This window comes from Microbacterium sp. 10M-3C3 (assembly GCF_003931875.1).
GTDB lineage: Bacteria > Actinomycetota > Actinomycetes > Actinomycetales > Microbacteriaceae > Microbacterium.
The window spans coordinates 3,011,119-3,035,500 of sequence record NZ_CP034245.1; the positions used below are offsets into that span (position 1 = coordinate 3,011,119).

The window sequence follows — 24,382 nt, forward strand, 5'->3', positions numbered from 1 at the left end:
CGCTATCTCTCGTTTCGCCCCTTATGCGCGTATCGTGGGTTTCGCGCATTTTGCGCACAGAGGAGGACGATGCGGTTCGCGACGCGCCTCCTGCTCGTGCAGCTGATCACCCAGGTGTGCGTCGTCGCGGTGTGCGCGGCCGCCTTCGTCGCCCTCACCGTCGGGCAGCTGCGCGCCGAGGCGGAGTCGTCGGCGCTGAACATCGCGCGCACCGTCGCGGCATCGCCGCAGGTGCGCACGCTCGTCACCGCGTACAGCGCCGACCCCGGCACCCCGGATGCGGCGAGCCTGCGCGACGGCCTGTTGGAGAGCTACGCGCGCACGACGACGGAGCGCTCCGGCGCCCTGTTCGTCGTCATCACCGACGACCAGGGCATCCGCCTCGCCCACCCCGACCCCGATCGGCTCGGCGAGGTCGTGAGCACGAGCTTCGACGCGGCGCTGGCGGGGCAGGAGGTCGTGACGTGGGAGACCGGCACGCTCGGCGAGTCGGCCCGCGCGAAGGTGCCCGTCTACCCGTTCGTGCGCGACGGCGCGCCGGTCGGCGAAGTGAGCGTCGGGTTCGCCCGCGGCAGCGTGTTCGACGACCTCCCCGCGATCCTGCTCGCGATCGGCGTGACGGTCGTCGTGGCGCTCGCCCTCGGCGCCGCGGTCGCGGTGCTCATGCGCCGCCGCCTCGAGCGCCTGACCCTGGGCCTCCAGCCCGAAGACCTCGCGGCGCTCGTGCAGACGCAGTCGGCGGTGTTCGCCGCATCCGACGCGGGCGTCGTGGCGGTCGATCCCGACGGCGTCGTGCGGGTGTGGAGCGAGCCCGCCGTCGAACTCCTGGGCGTCGCGGATGCGGTCGGCCGCCGTCTCGACGACCTGCCGCTCGGCGACGACCTGCGCGCGGCGCTGCGCGAGGGAGCGCCGTACGGCGTGATCGTCGGCGAGCGCATCCTCTACATCGACGCCGCGCGCGTGTCGCGTCTGGGCCGAGACCTCGGCACGTCGGCGGTCGTGCGCGACCGCACCGACGTCCTCGCCCTCACCGAGCGCCTCGAGAGCGTCCGGACCCTTACCGAGGCGCTGCGCGTCGAGCGGCACGAGTTCGCCAACCGGCTGCACGCGGCGTCCGGCCTCATCGCGGCGGGCCGCCTCGCCGACGCGCGCGAGCTCCTCGGCGACATCGGCGCGCGCGGCGCCGTCGACCACCGCGTCCCGGGCGTCCCGGCCGTCACCGACCCGGTGCTGCAGTCGTTCGTCGGCGCGAAGGCGATCACGGCGGGCGAGCGGGGCGTGCGCGTGCGCGTCGGCCCCGACACGCTCCTGCGCGGCACCCTCACCGACGTCGAGGACGCCCTGGCCGTGCTCGGCAACCTCATCGACAATGCGATCACGGCCGCCGCATCCGCGCCCGCGCCGCGCTGGGTCGAGGTGACGCTGCTGGACGCGGGCGGCGAGCTGGTCGCGACCGTGACGGACTCCGGCGCCGGCATCGACGCCGGTGCGCGGCCGTTCGAGCCGCGCACCGGCACCGCGCCGACCGAGCCCGACGCGGTGCACGGCCACGGCATCGGGCTGCCGCTGTCGCGGGAGCTCGCACGGCGCCGCGGCGGCGACGTGTGGATCATCGACGAGGGCGGCGCGGGCACCGGCGCCGTGTTCGGGATGCGGCTGCCCGGCGTCATGGGCGCCCTCGACGACGCCTCATCCATCGATCACGAGGAGGACTGATGCCGGAACTGCGCGTGCTCGTGGTGGACGACGACTACCGCGTCGCGGGGCTGCACCGCGACGCGGTCGCCGCCCAGCCCGGCTTCGTCGCCCTCGAGCCGGTGCGCACGGCGGCCGACGCGCTCGTCGCGCTGCGCACGCACTCCCCCGACCTCGTCCTCGCCGACGTCTACCTCCCCGACGGCGACGGCATCGAGATCGTCCGCGCGGCGAGCGCCGATGCGTTCGTGCTGTCGGCGGCGACGGATGCGGCGACCGTGCGCCGCGCGTTCGCCGCCGGCGCGCTCGCCTACCTCGTCAAGCCCTTCGAGGAGCGGGTGCTCGCCGACCGGCTGGCCGCGTACGGGCGCTACCGCAACCTGCTCGCCGCGCCGGCACTCACGCAGGAGCAGATCGATCGCGCCGGCGCCGCGATGCACGGCGCGGGCGACGCACCGTCGATCGCGCGGTCGGCGACGGAGCAGACGGTGCTCGCCGCCCTCGGCGCCGACGAGGCGTCGGCGAGCGAGGTCGCCGAGCGCGCGGGCGTCTCGCGCGCGACGGCGCAACGGCATCTGAGCGCGCTCGCGACGCGGGGCCTGGTCGAGGTGAGCCTGCGGTACGGCGCGACCGGGCGGCCCGAGCACCGGTTCCGCACCGCGCACGGCTGACGCGCCCGCGGGCGGAGGTCGGTTACAGGGCGCGGAGGATCGCGGCGACGCCGCCATCCGCGACCGACGGGCCGACTTCGCCGGCAGCCGCGTGCACCTCGGCGGGGCCCTGGCCCATCGCGATCGCGCGGCCGCCGTGCTCGAGCGCCCACTGGAACATCTCGATGTCGTTGCGCCCGTCGCCCATCACGAGCACGTTCTCGGGCGCGATGCCCAGGCGCTCGCGGACGATCTGCAGCCCGGTCGCCTTGTTGACGCCCTGCGGCGCGATGTCGAGCCACGCCGTCCAGCCGATCGCGTACGACACCTGGCTGAGGCCGATGCGGCTGACGAGCTCGAGGAAGTCCTCGTCGGTCTGCCCCGGGGAGACGACCACGACGCGGCAGACGGGCTGGTGCGACAGCTGCTCGAACGTCACGCGATCGGCGCCGCGCAGGTTCCAGTCCTCGAGGTACTCGGTGTACAGGCGCGTGCCGTCGGGCAGCTCCACCATGTACCGCGCGTCGCGCAGATGACCACGGAGCAGCGCGAGCACTTCGGCGGGGTCGAACGTCTCGACGTGCACGCGCTCGTACCCGCCTCCGGCGGTGCGGCCCATGATGATCGCACCGTTGGAGCACACGGCGTACTCGGGCTCGATGCCCAGGACGTGCATGATGCGCTCGGTGCTGTCCCAGCTCCGCCCCGTCGCGAGCATCACCTCGTGGCCGAGGCTCTGCGCGTGCGCGACGGCGTCCACGACGCCCGGGCTCAGCGACTCGTCCTCGAGGATCACGGTGCCGTCGACGTCGAGCGCGATGAGCAGGCGCTCCGCGGATGCGGCGGGCGCGACGTCCGCGACGGCCTCGGCCGCGTCGGCCTGCGGCCGCGTCTCGACCTCGCCGGGGGCCGGGACATGCGGATCGTCCGTCACGCGATGGGCTCCAGCACGGCCAGTCCACCGAGGTAGGGCCGGAGCACCTCGGGCACCGTCACCGACCCGTCGGCGCGCTGATGCGTCTCGAGGAGCGCCACGATCCAGCGGGTGGTCGCGAGGGTGCCGTTCAGGGTCGCGACGGGCGTCGTCCTGCCCTGTCCGCCGCCCTCGGCCGCCTGCCGATAGCGGATGTCGAGCCGGCGCGCCTGGTACGTGGTGCAGTTCGACGTGCTCGTGAGCTCGCGGTAGGCGCCCTGCGTCGGCACCCACGCCTCGATGTCGTACTTGCGGGCGGCGCTGGACCCCAGGTCGCCGGCGGCGACGTCGATGACGCGGTACGCGAGATCCAGGTCCTGCAGCATCCGCTCCTGCATCTCCACGAGCCGGAGGTGCTCGGCCTCGGCCTCGTCGGGCGTGGTGTAGACGAACATCTCGAGCTTGTTGAACTGGTGCACGCGGATGATGCCGCGCGTGTCCTTGCCGTACGAGCCGGCCTCGCGCCGGTAGCAGGTCGACCAGCCCGCGTACCGCTTGGCGCCGCGCTCGAGATCGAGGATCTCGTCCATGTGGTAGCCGGCCAGCGGCACCTCGCTCGTGCCGACCAGGTACAGGTCGTCGTCGTCGAGGTGGTAGATCTCGTCGGCGTGCTGGCCGAGGAAGCCCGTGCCGCGCATGACCTCCGGACGCACGAGGGTCGGCGGGATGATCGGCGTGAACCCGGCGGCGAGCGCGCGGTCGAGCGCGAGCGTCATGAGCGCGAGCTCGAGCCGTGCGCCGATGCCGGTGAGGAAGTAGAAGCGGCTCCCCGACACCTTCGTGCCGCGCTCCATGTCGATCGCGCCGAGCATCTCGCCGAGCTCGAGGTGGTCGCGCGGCTCGAAGCCGAAGCGCGCGGGCTCGCCGTGCGTGCGGAGCGTGACGAAGTCGTCCTCGCCGCCGGCGGGCACGCCGTCGATCACGATGTTCTCGATGCGCGCGAGTGCCGCCTCTGCCGCGGCCTCGGCCTCGGTCACGGCGTGCTGTGCCGCCTTCACGCGGTCGCTGAGGTCTTTCGCCTGCGCCACGAGCGCGGCCTTCTCGTCCTTGGGCGCCTGCGCGACGCGCTTGCCGTGGGCGTTCTGCTCGGCACGCAGCTCCTCGAACGCCGTGATGGCGGCGCGGCGGTCGCGGTCGGCGGCGATCGCCGCATCGACGGTCTCGGGCGACTCGCCGCGGGCGATCTGCGAGCGCTTCACCCGCTCGGGATCCTCGCGCAGCAGGGTCAGGTCGATCACGCGTCGAGTCTAGTCAAGCCCGCCCGCAGCGGGTCCGCGGCTGGCCTAGGGTGGACCCCATGGCGGCGTCCGACGGCTCACGCAACGACGACTCCTCCCGCGAGCCCGAAGATCCGGAAGATCCCGTGCTCGAGCACGAGACGCGGCCGGCCCCCGAGGAGGACGTGCCCACCGACACCGCCGAGTTCGCCGCGACGAGCATCGCCCCGGATGCGGCGGAGGCGGAGCAGGCCGACGAGGTCGGCGCCCCCGGCCCCGAAGGCGCGTCGAAGGACGCGCCGCATCCGGCCGAGGCCGCGGCGCCCGACGACGTCATCCGCGAGCCGGAGGACGTCGAGCCCGATACGGCCGACGGCGAGCACGGCGAAGCCCGCCGCGTGACCGCCGACGGCGAGCACACCACGATGACGGCGCCGGAGACCGACCTGCGGCGCGCCGCGCTCGTCTACAACCCCATCAAGACCGATCCGGCGCAGCTGCGCGCCCGCGTGGCCGAGCTGTCCGCCGAGGCGGAGTGGGCGGAGCCCCTCTTCTTCGAGACGACGGTCGACGACCTCGGCGACGATGCGACGCGGGCCGCCGTGCACGACGGCGTCGACGCGGTGCTCGTGGCCGGCGGTGACGGCACCGTCCGCGCGGTGGCGGAAGCCCTCACCGACACCGGCATCCCGCTCACGATCGTGCCGAGCGGCACGGGGAACCTCCTCGCCCGCAACCTCAACCTGCCCCTCGACGACGCCGACGCCATGATCCGCGCCACCTTCGCCGGCGACGTGCTCTCGGTCGACGTGGGTGTCGCGCGCCTGCGGCGCACCGACGGCAGCACCGAGGAGCACGGCTTCGTCGTCATGGCCGGCATGGGCCTGGACGCGGCGATGATCGCGAACACGCGCCCGGAGCTGAAGAAGACCGTCGGCTGGGTCGCGTACGTCGACGGCGCCGCGCGCTCCCTCGTGACGGCCAAGCCGTTCCGCGTGGTGTACCAGCTCGACGAGCACCGCCTCCACTCGTCGCGCGTGCAGAGCATCCTGTTCGCCAACTGCGGGGCGCTCCCGGCGGGCATCGCGCTCATCCCGGATGCGTCGATCACCGACGGGCAGCTCGACGTCGCCATCATCCAGCCCGCGGGGCCGCTCGGATGGCTGGGCGTATGGCGGAAGATCTGGTGGGACAACTCGTTCCTGCGGCGCTTCCGCGCCGGCCGCCGGGTGCTCGAGCGTCGCGGCCGCGACTCGTCGGTGCACTACCGCCAGGGCCGTCAGATCGAGACGGCGACCGCCCCCGCGCAGCCCGTCGAGCTCGACGGCGACGAGTTCGGCGAGGCCACCCGCATCCACTGCCGCATCGTGCCCGGCGGGCTCCAGGTCGCCGTCCCGGCCGGCCACCCGACCGCGTCGCTGTAGTCCGGGCTGTCAAGCCCGGGCCGACGCGACCGGCGCTGGATAGCGTCGAGCCATGTCCAGCCCGTCCCTCGTGTGGTTCCGCGACGATCTGCGTCTGGCCGACCATCCGGCGCTGCGCGCCGCGATCGACCGCGACGAGCCGATCGTCGGCCTGTACGTGCTCGACGAGGAGTCGGACGGCGTGCGGGCTCTCGGGGGCGCCGCTCGCTGGTGGCTGCACCATTCCCTGGCGTCGCTGCGCGACCGCCTGCACGACAAGGGCGCGACCCTGATCCTGCGCCGCGGCCGGGCGGCCGACGTCGTGCCCGACGTCGTCGCCGACACGTCTGCCGGCGCGGTGTTCTGGAACCGCCGCTACGGCGGCCCCGAGCGCGAGATCGATGCGGGGCTGAAGTCGAGCCTCCGCGACGACGGGCTCACGGTCGAGTCGTTCGCCGCGAACCTCCTCTACGAGCCGTGGACCGTGCGCACCGGCTCCGGCACGCCCTACGGCGTGTACTCGCCGTTCGCGCGCGCGGTGCAGAAGCTGCCGTCCCCGCGCGACCCCCTCCCCGAGCCGCGCTCGGTCACGGGCGCCCGCACGCGCGCCGCATCCGACGACCTCGACGAGTGGGGGCTGCTGCCGACGAAGCCCGACTGGGCCGGCGGGCTGCGCGAGACGTGGGAGCCCGGCGAGCCGGCCGCCCGCGCGCGGCTGCGCGCGTTCCTCGACGAGGACCTCGGCGACTACGCGAAGTACCGCGACGTGTTCGCCGGCGGGGTCACCTCGCAGCTGTCGCCGCGGCTGCGGTGGGGCGAGCTGAGCCCGTACCAGGTGTGGAAGGACACGATCGAGCACCGCGGCAGCGGCGAGCACGCGAAGTCCGCCACGGGGTTCCTGTCGGAGGTGGTGTGGCGCGAGTTCGCATGGCACGTGCTGTTCCACTTCCCCGATCTGGCGACGAAGAACTGGCGGAGCGAGTACGACGCCTTCCCGTGGCCGCGGCTGGAGCCGAGCCACCTGGAGGCGTGGCAGCGCGGACGCACCGGCATCGCCGTCGTCGACGCCGGCATGCGCCAGCTGTGGCGCACGGGCGTCATGCACAACCGCGTGCGCATGGTCACCGCGTCGTTCCTGTGCAAGAACCTGCTGATCGACTGGCGCCACGGCGAGCAGTGGTTCTGGGACTGCCTCGTCGACGCGGATGCGGCGAGCAACCCCTTCAACTGGCAGTGGGTGGCCGGCTCCGGCGCCGACGCGGCGCCGTACTTCCGCGTCTTCAACCCCGAGACCCAGCGCGAGAAGTTCGACCCGCACGACGAGTACGTGCGGGAATGGGCGCCGGAGTTCCTCTCCGACGACCCGCCGGAGCCGATCGTCGACCTGAAGGAGACGCGACAGGCCGCCCTCGACGCGTACGCGCACGTCCGCCACGGGGGCTGACGCCCCTCCCCCTCCGTTCACTCGTCGTATATCGCGTGAGAATGCGCGCGCTTGCCGCGATATACGACGAGTGAGCGGAGAGGGAACACCGGCGAGCGCGGCGGGGTTGGAGTGGGGGTGAGCTTCCCCCAGCTGTCGGTCCTCGACCTCATCCCCGTGCGCTCGGGGCAGTCCAGCGCGCAGGCGGTCGCCGCCTCGCTCGACACCGCCGTGCGCGCCGACCGCCTCGGCTACCGCCGGTACTGGTTCGCCGAGCACCACAACATGCCCGCCGTGGCCTCGACGACCCCGCCCGTGCTCATCGCGGCGGCCGCGTCGCGCACCGAGCGCATCCGCGTCGGCTCCGGCGGCGTCATGCTGCCGAACCACGCGCCGCTCGTCGTCGCCGAGCAGTTCGCGGCGCTCGAGGCGATCGCCCCGGGCCGCGTCGACCTCGGCATCGGCCGCGCCCCCGGGTCGGACCCGGTCATCACGCAGCTGCTCTTGCGCACCGGCACGACGAGCGACGTCGACCGCTTCCCGGAGCACATCGCGAATATCCTCGCGCTCACCTCCGCCCAGGGCGCGACCGTGCGCTTCACCTCCGGCGGCGAGTACACCGTGCACGCCACGCCCGTCTCGCAGGGCTCGCCCGAGGTGTGGCTGCTCGGCTCGAGCGACTACTCCGCGCGGCTCGCGGCCAGCCTCGGCCTGCCGTACGTGTTCGCGAACCACTTCTCCGGCGAGGGGCTCGAGCGCGCGCTCGCCCTCTACCGGCAGGAGTTCCAGCCGAGCGAGTACCTCGACGCGCCGCGCACGTTCCTCACCGCGAACGTCGTGGCCGCCGACACGGCCGAGGAGGCCGGGGAGCGCGCCCTGCCGCAGCTGCGCATGATGGCGCGGCTGCGCACGAACCGGCCGCTCGTGCCGCTCGAGACCGTCGAGCAGGCCAAGGCCGATCCGTGGGACGGGCTGTCGACCACGATCATGGATGCCGCCCGCGCGAAGTGGTTCGTCGGCGACGGCGCCACGGTGCGCGCCGAGCTCGCGGCGTTCGCCGAGCGCTGGGGCGTGGACGAGGTCATGATCTCGCCCGTGGCGGGCGCCTACGACGGCGAGCCGCTGGACACCGCGCCCGGCCGCATCCGCTCGCTCGAACTGCTGTCGACGGCGTCCGTCGCAGCCTGAGCCGTCGCGGGCCGGGTCAGAGCGGCGTCGCGGTTCCCGAGACGGTGATTCCGCCGGCGTCGGGGATGTCGACCTGCAGGAGGCTCGGGCGGCCGACGTGCGCTCCCTGGTGGATGCGCAGGGTCGCCGGCGGCTGCACCGCGCCGAGCTCCCGCAGATATCCACCGAAGGATGCGGCGGCCGACCCGGTCGCCGGGTCTTCGGTGATCGCGCCCACCGGGAAGAGGTTGCGCGCCTCCCACACGGCGTCGCCGACGCGGTGCACGACCGTGACCGTGCCGGTCCAGCCCTCGGCGTCCATGAGCGCGCGCACCGCGGCGGGGTCGAAGGCGAAGCCGTCGAAGACCGCACGCTCGCGCACGACCAGCACGGGGTGCCGGTTGCCCGCGAACGCGACCCGCACCGGAAGGGCCGGGTCGAGGTCGCCGGGCTCGAGCCCGAGGAGGTCGAGCAGCCGCGCGAGCACGGAGGGATCGATGCCCTCGACGCGCGGCGCGACGCTCGTGAACGCCGCCCGGACCACCCCGTCGGGATCGCGCGCGGTCTCGATGCGCACCGGACCGACCGGGGTCTCGAACGTGCGCGGCCCGAGTCCGTCGCGCTCGGCCAGCACGACCGCCGTCGCGATCGTCGCGTGACCGCAGAACGGCACCTCGGCGATGGGCGAGAAGTAGCGGATGCGCCGCTCCCCGGTGAGGAACGCCGTCTCGGCGAAGCCCACCTCGGCCGCGATCCGCTGCATCCGCGCCTCGTCGAGGCCCGCGGCATCCGTCACGATCCCGGCGGGATTCCCGCCGCCGGGATGCTGCGGATCGGCGAACGCCGCGTACCGCAGGACCTCGGGCGTCACGCGTCGGGCTCGCCGCTGAGCAGGCCGCGCAGCCAGTCGCGCGCCTCGACGAACACGTCGTCGGAGTAGCGCTCGGGGTAGCGGACGATCGCGCGATCCGCGCGTGCGTACGAGCCGAGGTAGATGACCTTGGGGCTGAAGCGGCGCAGCCCCAGCAGCGCGTCGGCCATGCGCTCGTCCTCGATGTGCCCATCGGCGTCGATGACGAACCGGTAGCGGCCGAGGGCGTCGCCGATCGGCCGCGACGCCAGCAGCGACAGGTTGATGCCGCGCGTCGCGAACTGCTCGAGCAGCTCCAGCAGCGCGCCGGGGTGGTCTTCGGGCAGCTCGACGATGAGCGAGGTCTTGTCGGCGCCCGTGGGAGGGGCGGGGGCGACCGTCCGCGACACGAGCACGAACCGGGTCACGGCGTTGGCGTTGTCGCCGATCCCCTCGGCCAGCACCTCGAGGTCGTGGTGCGCGACGATCCCGGGCGCGGCGATCGCCGCATCCGCGTTGCTGGTGGCGTCGAGGAGGCCCAGGGCGCTCGCGACGTTGCTCTCGGCGGGGAGGTGCGCGTGCGCGGGCAGCGTGGTCGAGAGCCACCGCAGGCATTGCGCGTAGGCGACCGGATGCGCCGCGACGAGCGACACGTCCTCGAGCCGCGTGCCCGGCCGGGCGACGAGCACGAAGCTCACCGGCACGAGGTACTCCCCGACGATGCGCAGGCCCGGCATCGTCGCCAACGCGTCCTGCGCCGTGGACACCCCGCCGTCGACGGAGTTCTCGATCGCGAGCATCGCCGCGTCGGATCGTCCTTCGACGACGTCGTCGAGCGCCTCGCCGATGTTGCGCACGGGGCGCCACACCTGGTCGCGCGCCTCCGGCACCTGCGCGAGCGCGGCCTCCGTGAAGGTCCCCGCGGGTCCGAGGTAGCTGTACGTGCGGCGGACGGGCGGGGTCTCGTGCTCGGGCGTCACGCGCGCAAGCCTAGCCCGCGCGCTCCCCAGCGGTTGAGCGTCCCCGACGCGCCGCATCCCGCGCCGCCGGGCGGCGTGTCGTGGACACGCGACGCAGCGCGGCAAGGGGGACGGATGCGACGAGCACGCCGAGCACGAGCACGACGCCCCCGATGGCCTCGGCCACGGTGGGGACCTGGCCGAGGAGCACGGCGGCCGCGACCATCGCGACGACGGGCGCGAGGAGCACCCACGGCACGACCGCGGCGGAGCGGTTGCGGGCCAGGAGCGCGTTGAAGATCGCGTAGCCGACGAGCGTGCAGACGATCGCCGTGTACGCCGTCGAAAGCGCCGCCCGCCCGCCGAAGGCGGCGAGCCCCGCGAGCACCGCCCCCGGGCCCTCGATCACGAGCGAGAGCGCGAGCGCGGGCACCGGCACGACGAGCGCCGACCACACCGTGAGCGAGAGCGCGCCGAGGCGCCCCGGGCCGGCGACCACCCCCGCACGACGCGAGATGACGTTGCCGATCGCCCACGACAGCGCGGCGGCGAGCGCGAGCAGCACGGCCAGGAGCGGCGCATCGCCGCCGCGGCCGGTCGCGATGACGGCGAGCCCGACCACGCCGGCCGCCACCCCCGCCACCTGCGCGGCGGTGGGCCGCTCGCGCAGCACGCCCGCGGCGATCGCGATCGTGAACACCGCCTGCGCCTGCAGGAGCAGCGCCGCGAGCCCCGGCTGCAGCCCGAGCGCGAGTGCCGTGTACAGCAGGCCGAACTGGCCGAGGCTCATGAACAGCCCCACGCCGACGACCGTGCGCCACGACCCGCGCGGGCGCGGCACGACGACGACGAACGCGGCGACCACCGCGAAGCGGATCGCGACGAACAGCAGCGGCGGGATGCCGGCCATGCCCCAGTCGATGACCACGAAGTTGAAGCCCCACGCCGATGCGACGGCGGCGGCCAGGAGCATGTCACGGCGACTCACGCGTCGAGTCCAGCGGATGCACCGGATGAAGCACAAGCGATGCTTTCTTCCGCGAAATCGGTAGCATCGCTTCATGATCGACCTCGACGCCGTCCAGTCCCTCCACGCGGTCGCGACGGAGGGCAGCGTCGCCGGTGCCGCTGCGGTGCGCGGCTTCACGCCGTCGGCGGTGTCGCAGCAGATCAAGCGCCTCGAGCGCGAGACGGGCGTGCCCCTGCTCGAGCGCGTCGGCCGGGGCGTACTCCTCACCGAGGCCGGATCGCGCCTCGTGATCTCCTCGACGCCGATCCTCGCCGACCTCGCGCGCCTGCGCGCCGACCTGCACGCCGGTGTCGCCGACGCCGCCGAGATCACCGGCGAGCTGCGCATCGCGGCGTTCTCGTCCGTCGTGCGCGGGCTCCTCGCCGACGTCCTCGCCGACCTCGCCCGCACGCATCCGCGCCTGCGGCTGCCGCTGCGCGAGAGCGAGCCGTGGGAGACCGTCGCGCTCGTCGCGTCGGGGCAGCGCGATCTCGGCATCGCGCACCAGTGGGGCGGCATCGCCCTCGCCCTCCCCGATTCGCTCGTCGCGACGCCGCTCTACACCGACATCGCCGACGTCATCCTGCGCGAGGACCACCCGCTCGCCGGCCGCGACGTGCTGCATCCGGCCGACCTCGCCGACGAGCCGTGGATCGCGACGTTCGAGACGACGATCTGCCGCCAGTGGCTGCGGCGCCTGTTCGACGGGGTGGGCGGCGCGCCCCGCGTCGTGCACGAGTCGATGGAGTTCCACAACCACCTCGAGCTGGTGCGTGCGGGCCTGGGCGTCGCGCTCATCCCGCGCCTGGGGCGCGGCCCGCTCGGCCCGGGGCTCGTGGCGATCCCGACGGCCGACCCCGCCTCCACGCGCGACGTCGTCACAGTGCATCGGCGCTCGCAGGCCGACTCCCCCGCGCTGCATGCCGTGCTCGCCGCGCTGTCGGCGCGCCTGCCCGGCTGAGTGGTATCGAGGGGCGCGCGCAACGGGCAGACTGGGCGCATGAGCAGTCGCGCAGGACTCCCCGCCGAAGCATCCGATCTCGTCGACATCGACGAGCTGATCGCCGCCTACTACGACCGCAAGCCCGATCCCGCCGTGCCCGAGCAGCGCGTCGCGTTCGGCACGAGCGGGCACCGCGGCTCGAGCCTGTCCACGAGCTTCAACGAGGACCACATCCTCGCCACGACGCAGGCGATCGTCGACTACCGGGCCGCGCAGGGCATCACCGGCCCGCTCTTCCTCGGCCGCGACACCCACGGGCTGTCGCTGCCCGCCGAGCGCAGCGCGATCGAGGTGCTCGTCGCCAACGGCGTCGACGTGCGCGTGGACTCCCGCGACTCGTGGGTGCCGACCCCGGCGCTCAGCCACGCGATCCTCACCTACAACCACGGCCGATCAGCCGACGACCCCGGTCGCGCTGACGGCATCGTCGTGACGCCGAGTCACAACCCGCCGCGCGACGGCGGCTTCAAGTACAACCCGCCGCACGGCGGCCCGGCCGACACGGATGCGACGGGCTGGATCGCCGACCGCGCCAACGAGCTCATCGCGGCGGGCCTGCAGGGCGTGAAGCGCACGCGGCACGCCGACATCGACCTCGACGCGCTCGGTCAGTACGACTTCCGCGACGCGTACGTCCGCGACCTCGCGAACATCCTCGACGTGGACGCGATCCGCACCGCCGGCGTGAGGATCGGCGCCGACCCGCTGGGCGGAGCATCCGTGGAGTACTGGGCGCTCATCGCGGAGGTGTACGGCCTCGACCTCACGGTCGTGAACCCCGAGGTCGACCCGACGTGGAAGTTCATGACGCTCGACTGGGACGAGAAGATCCGCATGGATCCGTCCTCCCCCTCGGCCATGGCCGCGCTCGTCGCGCGCCGTGACGAGTACGACATCCTCACGGGCAACGACGCCGACGCCGACCGGCACGGCATCGTCACGCCCGACGCCGGGCTCATGAACCCCAACCACTACCTCGCCGTCGCGATCGACTACCTGTTCTCGCACCGCCCCGGCTGGTCGGCGGATGCGGCGGTGGGCAAGACGCTCGTGTCGTCGATGATCATCGACAAGGTCGTCGCAGGCCTCGGCCGGCGCCTGTACGAGGTGCCGGTCGGGTTCAAGTGGTTCGTGCCGGGGCTGCTCGACGGCTCCGTCGCGTTCGGCGGCGAGGAGTCGGCGGGCGCGTCGTTCCTCCGCACCGACGGCTCGGTGTGGACGACCGACAAGGACGGCATCCTGCTGTGCCTGCTCGCCGCGGAGATCCTCGCCGTCACGGGCAAGACCCCGTCGCAGCGCTACGCGGAGCTCGAGGCCGAGTTCGGCGCATCCGCGTACCAGCGCGTGGACGCCCCCGCGACGCCTGCGCAGAAGGCGGCGCTCGGCAAGCTCTCCCCCGACGCGGTGGCGGCGACCGAGCTCGCGGGCGAGCCGATCACCGCGAAGCTCTCGCACGCGCCGGGCAACGGCGCGGCGATCGGCGGCCTGAAGGTGCAGACCGCCGACGCATGGTTCGCCGCGCGCCCGTCGGGCACGGAGGACGTCTACAAGCTGTACGCCGAGAGCCTGCGCGGCGAGGAGCACCTGCGCGAGGTGCAGGCCGAGGCCCGCGCCGTGGTCTCGGCCGCGCTCGGCGACGCGTAGCCGCATCCGCCCGTCGTGTGCCTGCCCCTGCCGGCCAGAGCAGGCAAATCGGTCGGATGCAGTACTTCTCGCGCGAGAAAGTACTGATCTCGGCCGATTTGCCTGCTCTCGCGCGCTCAGATGGTCGCGGCGTCGATGACGAAGCGGTAGCGCACGTCGCTCGCGAGAACGCGCTCGTACGCCTCGTTGATCGCGGATGCCTCGATCAGCTCGGTCTCGGGCGCGATGCCGTGCTCGGCGCAGAAGTCGAGCATCTCCTGCGTCTCACGGATGCCGCCGATCGACGACCCGGCGAACGAGCGCCGGTTGGCGAACAGCGTGAAGACCTGGATCGGCAGCGGCTCCGGCGGGGCTCCCACGTTGACCATCGTGCCGTCGAGCTTGAGCAGCGAGAGGTACTGCTTCAGATCCAGCGGCGCACTCACGGTGTTGAGGATGACGTCGAACGTGTTGCGCAGCGAAGCGAACGTCTCGCGGTCGCTCGTGGCGTAGTAGTGGTTGGCGCCGAGAGCCAGGCCGTCGTCCTTCTTGCGCAGCGACTGCGACAGCACCGTCACCTCGGCGCCGAGGGCGTGGGCGATCTTCACACCCATGTGGCCGAGGCCGCCGAGCCCGACGATCGCGACCTTCGAGCCCGGGCCGACGTTCCAGTGCCGCAGCGGCGAGTACGTCGTGATGCCGGCGCACAAGAGCGGCGCGGCCTTGTCGTAGGGGATCGACTCGGGCACGCGCAGCACGAAGTGCTCGTCGACGACGATGCCCTGCGCGTAGCCGCCCTGCGTGATCGAGCCGTCGCGGTCCACCGCGGCGTACGTCTGGATGTTGCCCTCGAGGCAGTACTGCTCGAACCCGGCCAGGCAGTTCTCGCACTCGCGGCACGAGTTGACCATGCAGCCCACGCCGACCCGGTCGCCGACGGCGTAGCGCGTGACCTCGGAGCCGACCTCGGCGACGGTGCCGACGATCTCGTGCCCGACCGTGAGCGGGTAGACCTGCTCGCCCCACTCGCCGCGGATCGTGTGGATGTCGGAGTGGCAGATGCCGGCGTATGCGATGTCGATGCGCACGTCGCGCGGGCCGACGTCGCGGCGCTCGATCTGCGTGGGCTTCAGGGGTTCGGTCGCGGATGCGGCGGCGTAGGCGCGCACGGTCGTCGTCATTGTTCTCCTCGGGGTCGGCTGTCGAGATTACCCGGCGCCGAGCGCCGCTTCGCGCCCCTGCATCCCCGGCTCCGTCGTGATAAAGCCGATCCGCGCTGAGAAACGCCGTCGCACCGCGCTTCTCAGCGCCGGAAGCGTTCATCGGGTGGGGACGCGACGGCGAGGCTGTCACATGCGACGTGCGAGGGCGGCGCCGGCGGCGCGGAGCCAGCGCGCCGGATCGGACAGCGCCGCGGCGGCCGATCCGGCCAGCGCGCTCAGCTCCATGGTCGCGGCGAACGCGGCGGTGCCGGCGCCGGGCGCGATCCGCCCCGCCACGAGCGCCGTGCGGCCGGGCGCGAGGCCGGCGACGAAGCCCGGCACCTTGCCGGCGCCCGACGACGCGTCGAACGCCCCCTCGCCCGTGATCACGAGGTCGGCGGATGCGGCGGCCGCCGGCAGCCCGATGATGTCGGCCACGGCCGGCGCGCCGGGTTGGAGCCGCGCGCCCCACAGGCCGAGCGCCCACCCCGTGCCGCCGGCGGCGCCGGCCCCCGGCGCCGCCGGCGAGCCGTGCGGAGCGAATGCGGCGAGCCGGGCGAGGCCCGCGTCGGCGCGGGCCACGCCGGCGGGGTCGAGCCCCTTCTGCGGTCCGAACACGGCCGCCGCGCCGCGCGGTCCGAGGAGCGGGCTCGTCACGTCGGTGAGCACGCGGACGCCGCCGGGGGGCAGCGGCCGGAGCGAACGCACGTCGACGGACGCGACGTCGGCGAGCCCGTCGGCGCCGGGGCGCACGGGCACGCCCGCGGCATCCGTGATCCGGGCGCCGAGGGCGACGAGCATGCCGACGCCGCCGTCGGTGGAGGCGCTCGACCCGATGCCGAGGACGAGCCGCGCCACCCCGTCGCCGAGGGCGGCCGCGATCGCCTCACCGAATCCGCGCGTGGACGCGCGACCGGGGCGGAGCCGGCCGCCGAGCAGCTCGATGCCCGACGTCGAGGCGAGCTCGACGACGCCCGTCCCGTCGGCCAGCCGCAGCCATACCGCCTCGACCGGGGCGCCCGTAGGCCCCTCGACCGTCACGGGCACACGCACGGCTGCCGGGACCGCCGCGGCGATCGCTGCGAGCGTGCCCTCGCCGCCGTCGGCCATCGGACGCGCGCGCACGTCGTCGGCCGGGCGCACGCTGCGCCAGCCCTCCGCGAGCGCGGCGGCCGCCGCATCCGCGCGGATCGAGCCCTTGAAGCTGTCGGGGGCGACGACGACGCGCATGCGCCCATCCTCTCGCCCGCGACGCGGTCAGAATTCAGGCTCAGACGGCCTTTCGCCCGCCGACAGCGCGCGCGCCGTCGCCTCGGCCTGAATTCTGCACGCCGGAGGGCGGTCTCAGCGGGCGGCGGTGCTCTGCCGGACGACCAGCTCAGTCGGAACGAGCACGCGATCGACCGGAAGCTCGTCCGACTCGATCTCGGCGATGAGGGCCCGCACGGCGTGCTCGCCGACGCGCTCGAAATGCTGGCGCACCGTGGTCAGCGGTGGCCAGTAGTTCGCCGCATCCGGCATGTCGTCGAACCCGATGACGCTCACCTCGTGCGGCACGCGGCGCCCCGCTTCGTGCAACGCCCGGATGACGCCCAGCGCCATCTGGTCGTTCGCCGCGAAGACGGCGGTGACGCCGGGATCGGCGGCGAGCCCGCGCCCGATCCGGTAGCCGGAGTCGGCCGTCCAGTCGCCCACCTCGACGCGGCCGGGCGTGCGGCCTCGCGCCGCGAGCGTCTCGAGGAAGCCGTCGCGGCGCCGCTCGGCGGAGAACGACTCGCGGGGGCCCGAGACGTGGTGGACGGTCTCGTGCCCGAGCGCGAGCAGATGCTCGACAGCCAGGCGCGCGCCCTGCGCCTGATCGGTGTCGACGACGGGGTAGGGGTAGTCGGCGCTCGAGTCGACGACGACGACGGGCAGCCCCATCGGCAGTGCGAGCTCCGTCTCGCCCAGGCGGTGGGTCTCGATGAGGATGACGACGCCGTCGACGTTGTGCTCGCGCAGGCGCACGAACGCGCCCGACACGTCGGACTGCGTCGCTGACTCGACCGTGATGAGCGTGATGGAGTATCCGGATGCGGCGGCCACGGACGCGACCGCGTCGAGGGTGCGGCTGTTGCCGTAGGACGACAGCGAGAACATGATCACGCCGATGCTGCGGAAGCGGCCCGAGCGCAGCGCCCGCGCGGCGCTGTTGGGCCGGTAGCCGAGACGCTCCATCGCTTCGAGCACGCGGTCGCGCGTGGCGGGGTCGACGTTCGTCCGCCCGTTCGCCACGCGCGAGACGGTCTGTCCCGACACGCCCGCCGCCTCGGCGACGTCGGCCATGGAGGTCTTGCGGCGGCGCGCGGTGTCCGTGCTCGCCGTCGTTGCCGTGTCGTCCACCGCGCCTCCCATGTTGACGTTGACATGCTAGCGACACCCGGTTTATGTTTACGTCAACATCCGCCGACCCCGCGACGGATCCCGCAGCGAAGCACGAGGCACTCCGGACGATGACGACCACGACGGCTCCCCCGCCCGCCCTGCGACCGGCCCGCCGCCGCATGCGCGTCGACGAGCGCGGCTGGATCTTCGTGGCCCCGTTCGCGATCGTGTTCGCCGTCGTGTTCCTCGCGCCGCTGGCCTACGCGCTGTACCTCAGCCTCTTCCGCGACCAGCTGATCGGCGGCAACGCGTTCGTGGGCTTCGCGAACTACGTCCAGGCCTTCGGCGACGCGAAGTTCTGGGACGGATTCCTGCGCGTCCTGGTGTTCCTCGTCGTGCAGGTGCCGATCATGCTGCTGCTGGCCCTCGCGGCCGCTCTCGCGATCGACAGCGCGCGCCTGTACGCGACCGCTCTGTACCGCATCGTGATCTTCCTGCCGTACGCGGTCCCCGCCGTGGTCGCGGTGCTCATGTGGGGCTACATCTACGGCGACCAGTTCGGGCTCACCGGCAACATCAACGACCTGCTCGGCTCCGACGTGCTCCAGCCCTTCGTGCCGCAGTGGATGCTGCTGTCGATCGGCAACATCGTGACGTGGCAGTTCGTCGGCTACAACATGCTGATCTTCTACTCGTCGCTGAAGACGATCCCCGGTGAGCTGTACGAAGCGGCCTCGATCGACGGCGCGGGCGCGTGGCGCACGATCTTCTCCATCAAGATCCCGGCGGTCCGCGGCGCGCTCGTGATCGCGACGATCTTCTCGATCATCGGCAGCTTCCAGCTGTTCAACGAGCCGAACATCCTCAAGCCCCTCGCGCCGAACACGATCTCGACCTTCTACACGCCCAACATGTACGCGTACAACCTGTCCTTCGCGGGGCAGCAGTACAACTACGCCGCGACGATCGCCATCATCATGGGCGTCATCACCGCGGTCATCGCCTACGTCGTGCAGCTGCGCGGCTCCCGTCAGGAGGTGCGATGACCACCGCCGCCCCCGCCCGCCCGCCCGTCGCGACCACCCCGGTGCGCCGCCGCCGCGTGCCGAACTACAGCCGCACATCGCCCGCGCACGCGCGCAAGTCGGTCGTCCTCACGATCGTGTTCGCGCTGTACCTGCTCTACACGCTCGTGCCGCTGCTGTGGCTCGTCATCAACGCGACCAAGACCCAGGGCGACCTGTTCGGCACCTTCGGGCTGTGGTTCGGCGGCAGCTTCGCGCTCGGCGACAACATCGTGCAGACGCTGACGTACCGCGACGGCATCTTCCTGCGCTGGCTCGGCAACACGCTGCTGTACGTCGTGGTCGGCGCCGGCGGCGCCACGATCCTCGCGACGATGGCCGGCTACGGCCTCGCGAAGTACAACTTCCGCGGCCGCAAGGCGGTGTTCGCGGTGATCCTCGGCGCGATCGCGGTGCCGGGCACCGCCCTCGCAGTGCCGACCTTCCTGCTGTTCAGCCAGCTCGGCCTCACGAACACGCCGTGGGCGATCATCATCCCGTCCCTCATCAGCCCGTTCGGTCTGTACCTCGTGTGGGTCTACGCGACCGACGCGATCCCCACGGAGCTGCTGGAGGCGGCCCGGATGGACGGCGCCGGTGAGCTGCGGACCTTCTTCACCATCAGCATCCGCCTGCTCGCCCCCGGAATCGTCACGGTGCTGCTGTTCGCCGTGGTGGCGACGTGGAACAACTACTTCCTGCCCCTCATCATGCTGAGCGACCCCGCGTGGTACCCGCTCACGGTGGGCCTGAACCAGTGGAACGCACAGGCCACGGGCGTCGCCGCGCAGCCCATCTACAACCTCGTCATCACCGGGTCGCTGCTGTCGATCATCCCGATCGTCGTGGCGTTCCTCGTGCTGCAGCGCTACTGGCAGTCGGGCCTGAGCGCCGGAAGCGTCAAGCAGTGACGCCCACGAAGACCTCCCCCCACCCGGAGCGTCCTGCCCCGGAAACCACTCCACCCACCCCATCCACAGTGAAGGAAACCCGATGACAACCATGCGCAAGGGCACCGCAGTGCGGCGTGCCGTCTTCGCCGTCGCGGCCGCCGCGGTCGCGGCCGGGTCGCTCGCCGCCTGCTCCTCCGGCGGCACCGCGGCCGGCGGCGGCGCCGACGACATCGAGAGCGCGCTCGAGCAGGGCGGCGAGATCACCTACTGGTCGTGGACGCCCTCGGCCGAGGCGCAGGTCGCCGCGTTCGAGAAGGCCTACCCGAACGTCAAGGTCAACCTGGTCAACGCCGGCACCAACACCGACGAGTACACGAAGCTGCAGAACGCCATCAAGGCGGGCTCCGGCGCGCCCGATGTCGTGCAGATCGAGTACTACGCCTTCCCGCAGTTCGCGCTGTCGGACGCGCTCGTCGACCTCGCCCCGTACGGATTCGGCGACCTGGAGGACGACTACAGCCCCGGCACGTGGGGCTCGGTCGACTTCGACGGCAAGATCTACGGCCTCCCGCAGGACTCCGGCCCCATGGCGCTGTTCTACAACAAGGAGGTCTTCGACCAGTACGGCCTGACCGTCCCCACGACGTGGGACGAGTACATCGCCGAGGCGAAGAAGCTCACCGCGGCCGACCCGTCCAAGCACATCACCTCCGACACCGGCGACCCCGGCTTCGCGACCAGCATGATCTGGCAGGCCGGCGGCACGCCGTTCACGACCGACGGCACGAACGTCACGATCGACCTGCAGGACGAGGGCTCCAAGAAGTGGGCCGACACGTGGAACCAGCTCGTCGACGGCGGCCTGCTCGCCGACACCCCCTCGTGGAGCGACGAGTGGTTCAAGGCGCTCGGCGACGGCTCGATCGCGACGCTCATCACCGGTGCGTGGATGCCGGGCGTCCTGGAGTCCTCGGTCGCCGACGGCGCCGGCAAGTGGCGCGTCGCGCCCATCCCGACGTACGACGGCACGCCGGTCACGGCGGAGAACGGCGGCGGCGGCCAGGCGGTCACGAAGCAGAGCAAGAACCCGGCGCTCGCGGCTGGCTTCCTCAAGTGGCTCAACAACGACGAGGAGAGCCTGAAGATCTTCGCCGAGTCGGGCGGATTCCCCTCGACCACCACGCAGCTGAGCGACCCGGCCTTCGTCGACGCGGCGTCGGATTACTTCGGCGGCCAGCAGATCAACCAGGTGCTGACCGAGGCCTCGACGCAGGTGCGCGACGGCTGGAGCTATCTGCCGTTCCAGGTGTACGCCAACAGCATCTTCGGCGACACCGTGGGCCAGCAGTACGCGTCGAAGGGCGACCTCAACGAGGGCCTGTCCACGTGGCAGGACCAGCTCGTCGAGTACGGCAACTCCCAGGGCTTCACCGTCGACAAGTGAGCCCGAGACGGGGTGGTCGGTCGCGCGACCGGCCACCCCGTCCCCTTCCCACCCGAGAGCACAGCATGACCACCAGCATCCGCATCGCCGTCGATCCGACCGACCGCCTCGCCGCCGTCCCCCGGCGCCTGTTCGGCACGTTCGTCGAGCACATGGGGCGCTGCGTCTACGACGGCATCCACGAGCCGGAGCATCCGACCGCGGACGCGGACGGCTTCCGGGCAGACGTGCTCGCGCTGGTGCGCGAGCTCGGCGCGACGATCGTGCGCTACCCCGGCGGCAACTTCGTGTCGGGCTACCGCTGGGAGGACGGCGTCGGCCCGCGCGCCCAGCGCCCCGTGCGCCTGGACGCCGCGTGGCACAGCACCGAGACCAATCACGTCGGACTGCACGAGTTCGCCGCGTGGGCGGTTGCGGCGGGCCTGGAGCTCATGGAGGCGGTGAACCTCGGCACCCGCGGTGTCGCGGAGGCCGCCGATCTGCTCGAGTACGCGAACCATCCCGGCGGTACCGCACTCAGCGAGCGCCGCCGCCGCAACGGCCGCGACGAGCCGTTCGGCATCCGCGTCTGGTGTCTGGGCAACGAGATGGACGGCCCGTGGCAGATCGGGCACAAGACCGCCGACGAGTACGGCCGGCTCGCCGCCGAGACCGCACGGCTGATGCGCTTCATCGACCCCTCCATCGAGCTCGTCGCCGCCGGCAGCTCCAACCACGAGATGCCGACGTTCGGCGCGTGGGAGCGGACCGTGCTCGCGCGCACCGACGGCCTCGTCGACCACATCTCGGTGCACGCGTACTACGAGGAGACGCCGGGCGACGCCGAGGGCTTCCTCGCGTCGGCCGTGGGCTTGGACCGCTACCTGCGGGAGGTCGCCGCGATCATCGACGAGGTCGGCGCACGCACGCCCGCGGGCGAGCCCGTCGGCATCAGCGTCGACGAGTGGAACGTGTGGAACCAGACCCGGTGGAACGAGGTCGACAAGCCGCGCGTGCTCACCGGCGAGTGGCCCGTCGCGCCGCGCCTCATCGAGGACGACTACACCGTCACCGACGCCGTCGTCGTCGGGTCCCTCCTCATCACGCTCCTGCGCCATGCCGACCGCGTCACGATGGCGAACCTCGCGCAGCTCGTGAACGTCATCGCGCCCATCCGCACCGAGCCGGGAGGCCCGGCATGGCGGCAGACCACGTTCTTCCCCTTCCAGCTGACCGCGGCCGAGGCCACCGGATCGGTCGTCCTCCCCCGCATCGACGCCCCGACCACGGCGACTCGCCACGGCGAGGCCGGGCTCGTCGACGCGGTCGCGACCGTCGAGGGCGACCGCACGAGCGTCTTCCTTGTGCACCGCGGGCTCGAGGATGCCGCCGTCGTCGACCTCGATCTCGGCGCCGAGGTCGCGGATGCGGCAGCCCTCGTCGTGTCCGCGCCCGAGGGCGGCGACCGCCGCACCGTCAACACCGCCGACTCCCAGCCCGTCCGGCCCCTCGACCTCCGCGTCGAGCGCACCGGCCCGACCTCGATCCGCGTCACGCTTCCCCCCGTCGCGTGGGCGCGCCTCACCGCGCGCACGTCCGCCTGAACCCGAGAGACCCCGTGACGACCTTCACCATCGGCGAGACCGACTTCCTGCTCGACGGCGCCCCGCACCGCATCATCTCGGGCGCGCTGCACTACTTCCGCATCCACCCCGACCAGTGGGCCGACCGCATCCGCTCGGCACGTCTCCTCGGCCTCAACGCCGTCGAGACGTACGTGGCGTGGAACGCCCACGAGCCCGAGCGCGGCGCGTGGGACACGACGGGGTGGAACGACCTCGGCCGCTTCCTCGACCTCGTCGCCGCGGAGGGGCTGCACGCGATCGTGCGGCCCGGTCCCTACATCTGCGCGGAGTGGCACAACGGCGGCCTCCCGGTGTGGCTGACCGGAATCGAGGGCCTCGGCCTGCGCCGTTCCGAGCCGCAGTACCTCGCGGCGGTCACCGACTACCTCCGCCGCGTGTACGACATCGTCGCGCCGCGTCAGATCGACCGCGGCGGCAACGTCATCCTCGTGCAGATCGAGAACGAGTACGGCGCGTACGGCGACGACGCCGACTACCTGCGGACCCTCGTCGAGGTCACGCGCGCGGCCGGCATCACGGTGCCGCTCACGACGGTCGACCAGCCCGAGCCGGCCATGCTCGCCGCCGGCAGCCTCCCGGAGCTGCACAAGACCGGGTCGTTCGGATCGCGCGCGGCCGACCGCCTGCGCACGCTCCGCGAGCACCAGCCCACGGGCCCCCTCATGTGCTCGGAGTTCTGGGACGGCTGGTTCGACTGGTGGGGCGGCGTGCATCACACGACGGATGCGGCGGCCTCGGCGGCCGAGCTCGACGCGCTGCTGGCGGCCGGCGCATCCGTGAACCTGTACATGCTGCACGGCGGCACGAACTTCGGCGCCACCTCCGGCGCCAACCACAAGGGCCGGTACCTGCCGGTCGTGACGTCGTACGACTACGACGCCCCGCTGGATGAGGCCGGCCGCCCCACGGCGAAGTTCCACGCCTTCCGCGACGTGATCGCGAAGTACGCCCCCGTGCCCGACGAGCTGCCCGCGGCCGGCACGCCCGCGCCCGCGCTGACCGTCGCCCTCACCGCGACGGGCGACTGGATGCCCGCGGCCGCCGACGACGACGGCTCGGCGGAGCCCCCGACGTTCGAGCGACTCGGGCACCTCGGACCCCTCGTACGGTACGACGCCGACCTCGACCCGGCGGTGTTCGGCGACGACGACGCCGCGCCGCTGGAGTCGACGGCCGTGCGCGACATGGCGTGGGTGCTCGTGGACGGGCGGCCCGCCGGCCGGCTCGCGCGGATCCACCACGAGCGCACCCTGTCGATCCCGCGCGGCGCGCGCGTGACGCTCCTCGTCGAGGAGCAGGGTCGCGTCGACTACGGCGAGCGCCTCGGCGAGCCGAAGGGCCTCATCGGCCCCGTGCGTGTCGGCGGCCGCCACGTCACGGGGTGGCGCGCGACGCCGATCGACCTCGCCTCCGTCGCAGCCGCCGTCGCCAGCGGGGCGGCTGGGGCGGCCGGCACGGCGCCGGGGCGCATCGGGCTGCGGGGCGCGTTCGCCCTGGACGCCGCATCCGACCTGTTCCTCGACACCGACGGCTGGGCTAAGGGCTTCGCGTTCGTCAACGGCTTCTTCCTCGGCCGGTACTGGCGCAACGGCCCGCAGCGGACGCTGTTCGTGCCCGGCGCCGTGACGCGCGCGGGCGAGAACGAGCTCGTCGTGCTCGAGCTCGAGGGCGCCGCGCCCGTGGCGCGGTTCGTGCCCCATCCGGTGCTCGGCCCGACCGACGAGTAGCCGCGGTTCACGCGCGTCGCGGTCTGCGCACACCGGGGCTCCGGGGCGCAATTCACGCGCAGAATTCAGGCTCAGCGGTGCTGCAGCCGCC

The 24,382-nt window shown here is 72.8% G+C and carries 20 protein-coding genes; 12 read left to right on the top strand and 8 right to left on the bottom strand.

What is annotated here, in order from left to right:
* The first annotated feature begins 69 nt into the window (after positions 1–69).
* Positions 70–1,716, top strand: coding sequence for an ATP-binding protein (locus EI169_RS14645; RefSeq protein WP_125132976.1), 1,647 nt, complete (start codon positions 70–72; stop codon positions 1,714–1,716).
* The gene (locus EI169_RS14650; RefSeq protein ID WP_125132977.1) at positions 1,716–2,366 is read left to right on the top strand and encodes a response regulator; all 651 of its coding nucleotides are present in this window, start codon (positions 1,716–1,718) and stop codon (positions 2,364–2,366) included. Before EI169_RS14645 ends, EI169_RS14650 begins: the two co-directional genes overlap by 1 nt.
* A gap of 22 nt (positions 2,367–2,388) precedes the next feature.
* On the opposite strand, the gene EI169_RS14655 is transcribed toward EI169_RS14650, so the two are convergent.
* Positions 2,389–3,279 (bottom strand): HAD family hydrolase, encoded by an 891-nt coding sequence (locus tag EI169_RS14655; protein ID WP_125132978.1) that lies wholly within the window; start codon positions 3,277–3,279, stop codon positions 2,389–2,391.
* A complete protein-coding gene (gene serS / locus EI169_RS14660; RefSeq protein ID WP_125132979.1) occupies positions 3,276–4,556 on the bottom strand; it encodes a serine--tRNA ligase in 1,281 nt (426 codons plus the stop codon). Before serS ends, EI169_RS14655 begins: the two co-directional genes overlap by 4 nt.
* 59 nt (positions 4,557–4,615) lie before the next feature.
* On the opposite strand from serS, the gene EI169_RS14665 reads away from it, so the two are divergent.
* The 3 genes from EI169_RS14665 (at position 4,616) to EI169_RS14675 (ending at position 8,549) form a co-directional block, all read left to right on the top strand.
* Positions 4,616–5,959 carry a diacylglycerol kinase family protein gene (locus EI169_RS14665; protein WP_125132980.1) on the top strand — a complete coding sequence of 448 codons (1,344 nt, stop codon included), beginning with the start codon at positions 4,616–4,618 and terminating at the stop codon, positions 5,957–5,959.
* A gap of 52 nt (positions 5,960–6,011) precedes the next feature.
* A complete protein-coding gene (locus EI169_RS14670) occupies positions 6,012–7,382 on the top strand; it encodes a deoxyribodipyrimidine photo-lyase (RefSeq protein WP_125132981.1) in 1,371 nt (456 codons plus the stop codon).
* A 117-nt stretch (positions 7,383–7,499) separates the two neighbouring features.
* Complete coding sequence (locus EI169_RS14675; RefSeq protein ID WP_125132982.1) at positions 7,500–8,549, top strand: LLM class flavin-dependent oxidoreductase; 1,050 nt, start codon at positions 7,500–7,502, stop codon at positions 8,547–8,549.
* A gap of 16 nt (positions 8,550–8,565) precedes the next feature.
* Here EI169_RS14675 and EI169_RS14680 read toward each other — a convergent pair whose 3' ends face one another.
* From EI169_RS14680 to EI169_RS14690, 3 genes are read right to left on the bottom strand one after another with little or no spacing between them, the layout of a single operon-like run.
* Positions 8,566–9,399, bottom strand: coding sequence for a PhzF family phenazine biosynthesis isomerase (locus tag EI169_RS14680; protein WP_125132983.1), 834 nt, complete (start codon positions 9,397–9,399; stop codon positions 8,566–8,568).
* Positions 9,396–10,358, bottom strand: coding sequence for a prephenate dehydratase (gene pheA, locus EI169_RS14685; RefSeq protein ID WP_240640476.1), 963 nt, complete (start codon positions 10,356–10,358; stop codon positions 9,396–9,398). Before pheA ends, EI169_RS14680 begins: the two co-directional genes overlap by 4 nt.
* Positions 10,359–10,368: 10 nt before the next feature.
* Positions 10,369–11,325 carry an EamA family transporter gene (locus tag EI169_RS14690; RefSeq protein WP_125132985.1) on the bottom strand — a complete coding sequence of 319 codons (957 nt, stop codon included), beginning with the start codon at positions 11,323–11,325 and terminating at the stop codon, positions 10,369–10,371.
* A gap of 73 nt (positions 11,326–11,398) precedes the next feature.
* Between EI169_RS14690 and EI169_RS14695 the strand changes: the two genes are divergently transcribed.
* Together EI169_RS14695 and pgm are read left to right on the top strand one after the other, a co-directional pair.
* Positions 11,399–12,307 (top strand): LysR family transcriptional regulator, encoded by a 909-nt coding sequence (locus EI169_RS14695; protein ID WP_125132986.1) that lies wholly within the window; start codon positions 11,399–11,401, stop codon positions 12,305–12,307.
* A gap of 39 nt (positions 12,308–12,346) precedes the next feature.
* Positions 12,347–13,993, top strand: coding sequence for a phosphoglucomutase (alpha-D-glucose-1,6-bisphosphate-dependent) (gene pgm, locus EI169_RS14700; RefSeq protein ID WP_125132987.1), 1,647 nt, complete (start codon positions 12,347–12,349; stop codon positions 13,991–13,993).
* Between the two features lie 116 nt (positions 13,994–14,109).
* On the opposite strand, the gene EI169_RS14705 is transcribed toward pgm, so the two are convergent.
* The 3 genes from EI169_RS14705 to EI169_RS14715 all read right to left on the bottom strand — a co-directional run bounded on the left by EI169_RS14705 (position 14,110) and on the right by EI169_RS14715 (position 17,499).
* Entirely contained in the window at positions 14,110–15,153 is a 1,044-nt protein-coding gene (locus tag EI169_RS14705; RefSeq protein WP_125132988.1) for an NAD(P)-dependent alcohol dehydrogenase, read from the bottom strand.
* A gap of 168 nt (positions 15,154–15,321) precedes the next feature.
* Entirely contained in the window at positions 15,322–16,404 is a 1,083-nt protein-coding gene (locus tag EI169_RS14710) for a glycerate kinase (protein WP_125132989.1), read from the bottom strand.
* A 114-nt stretch (positions 16,405–16,518) separates the two neighbouring features.
* A complete protein-coding gene (locus tag EI169_RS14715; protein ID WP_125133512.1) occupies positions 16,519–17,499 on the bottom strand; it encodes a LacI family DNA-binding transcriptional regulator in 981 nt (326 codons plus the stop codon).
* A 167-nt stretch (positions 17,500–17,666) separates the two neighbouring features.
* Between EI169_RS14715 and EI169_RS14720 the strand changes: the two genes are divergently transcribed.
* From EI169_RS14720 to EI169_RS14740, 5 genes are all read left to right on the top strand, one after another.
* Positions 17,667–18,584 carry a sugar ABC transporter permease gene (locus tag EI169_RS14720; RefSeq protein ID WP_125132990.1) on the top strand — a complete coding sequence of 306 codons (918 nt, stop codon included), beginning with the start codon at positions 17,667–17,669 and terminating at the stop codon, positions 18,582–18,584.
* Entirely contained in the window at positions 18,581–19,513 is a 933-nt protein-coding gene (locus EI169_RS14725) for a carbohydrate ABC transporter permease (RefSeq protein ID WP_125132991.1), read from the top strand. Before EI169_RS14720 ends, EI169_RS14725 begins: the two co-directional genes overlap by 4 nt.
* Positions 19,514–19,595: 82 nt before the next feature.
* Entirely contained in the window at positions 19,596–20,939 is a 1,344-nt protein-coding gene (locus EI169_RS14730) for a sugar ABC transporter substrate-binding protein (protein ID WP_125132992.1), read from the top strand.
* Positions 20,940–21,004: 65 nt separating this feature from the next.
* A complete protein-coding gene (locus EI169_RS14735; protein ID WP_205783826.1) occupies positions 21,005–22,522 on the top strand; it encodes an alpha-L-arabinofuranosidase C-terminal domain-containing protein in 1,518 nt (505 codons plus the stop codon).
* A 14-nt stretch (positions 22,523–22,536) separates the two neighbouring features.
* Positions 22,537–24,291, top strand: coding sequence for a beta-galactosidase family protein (locus EI169_RS14740; RefSeq protein WP_125132993.1), 1,755 nt, complete (start codon positions 22,537–22,539; stop codon positions 24,289–24,291).
* Positions 24,292–24,382: the final 91 nt, after the last annotated feature.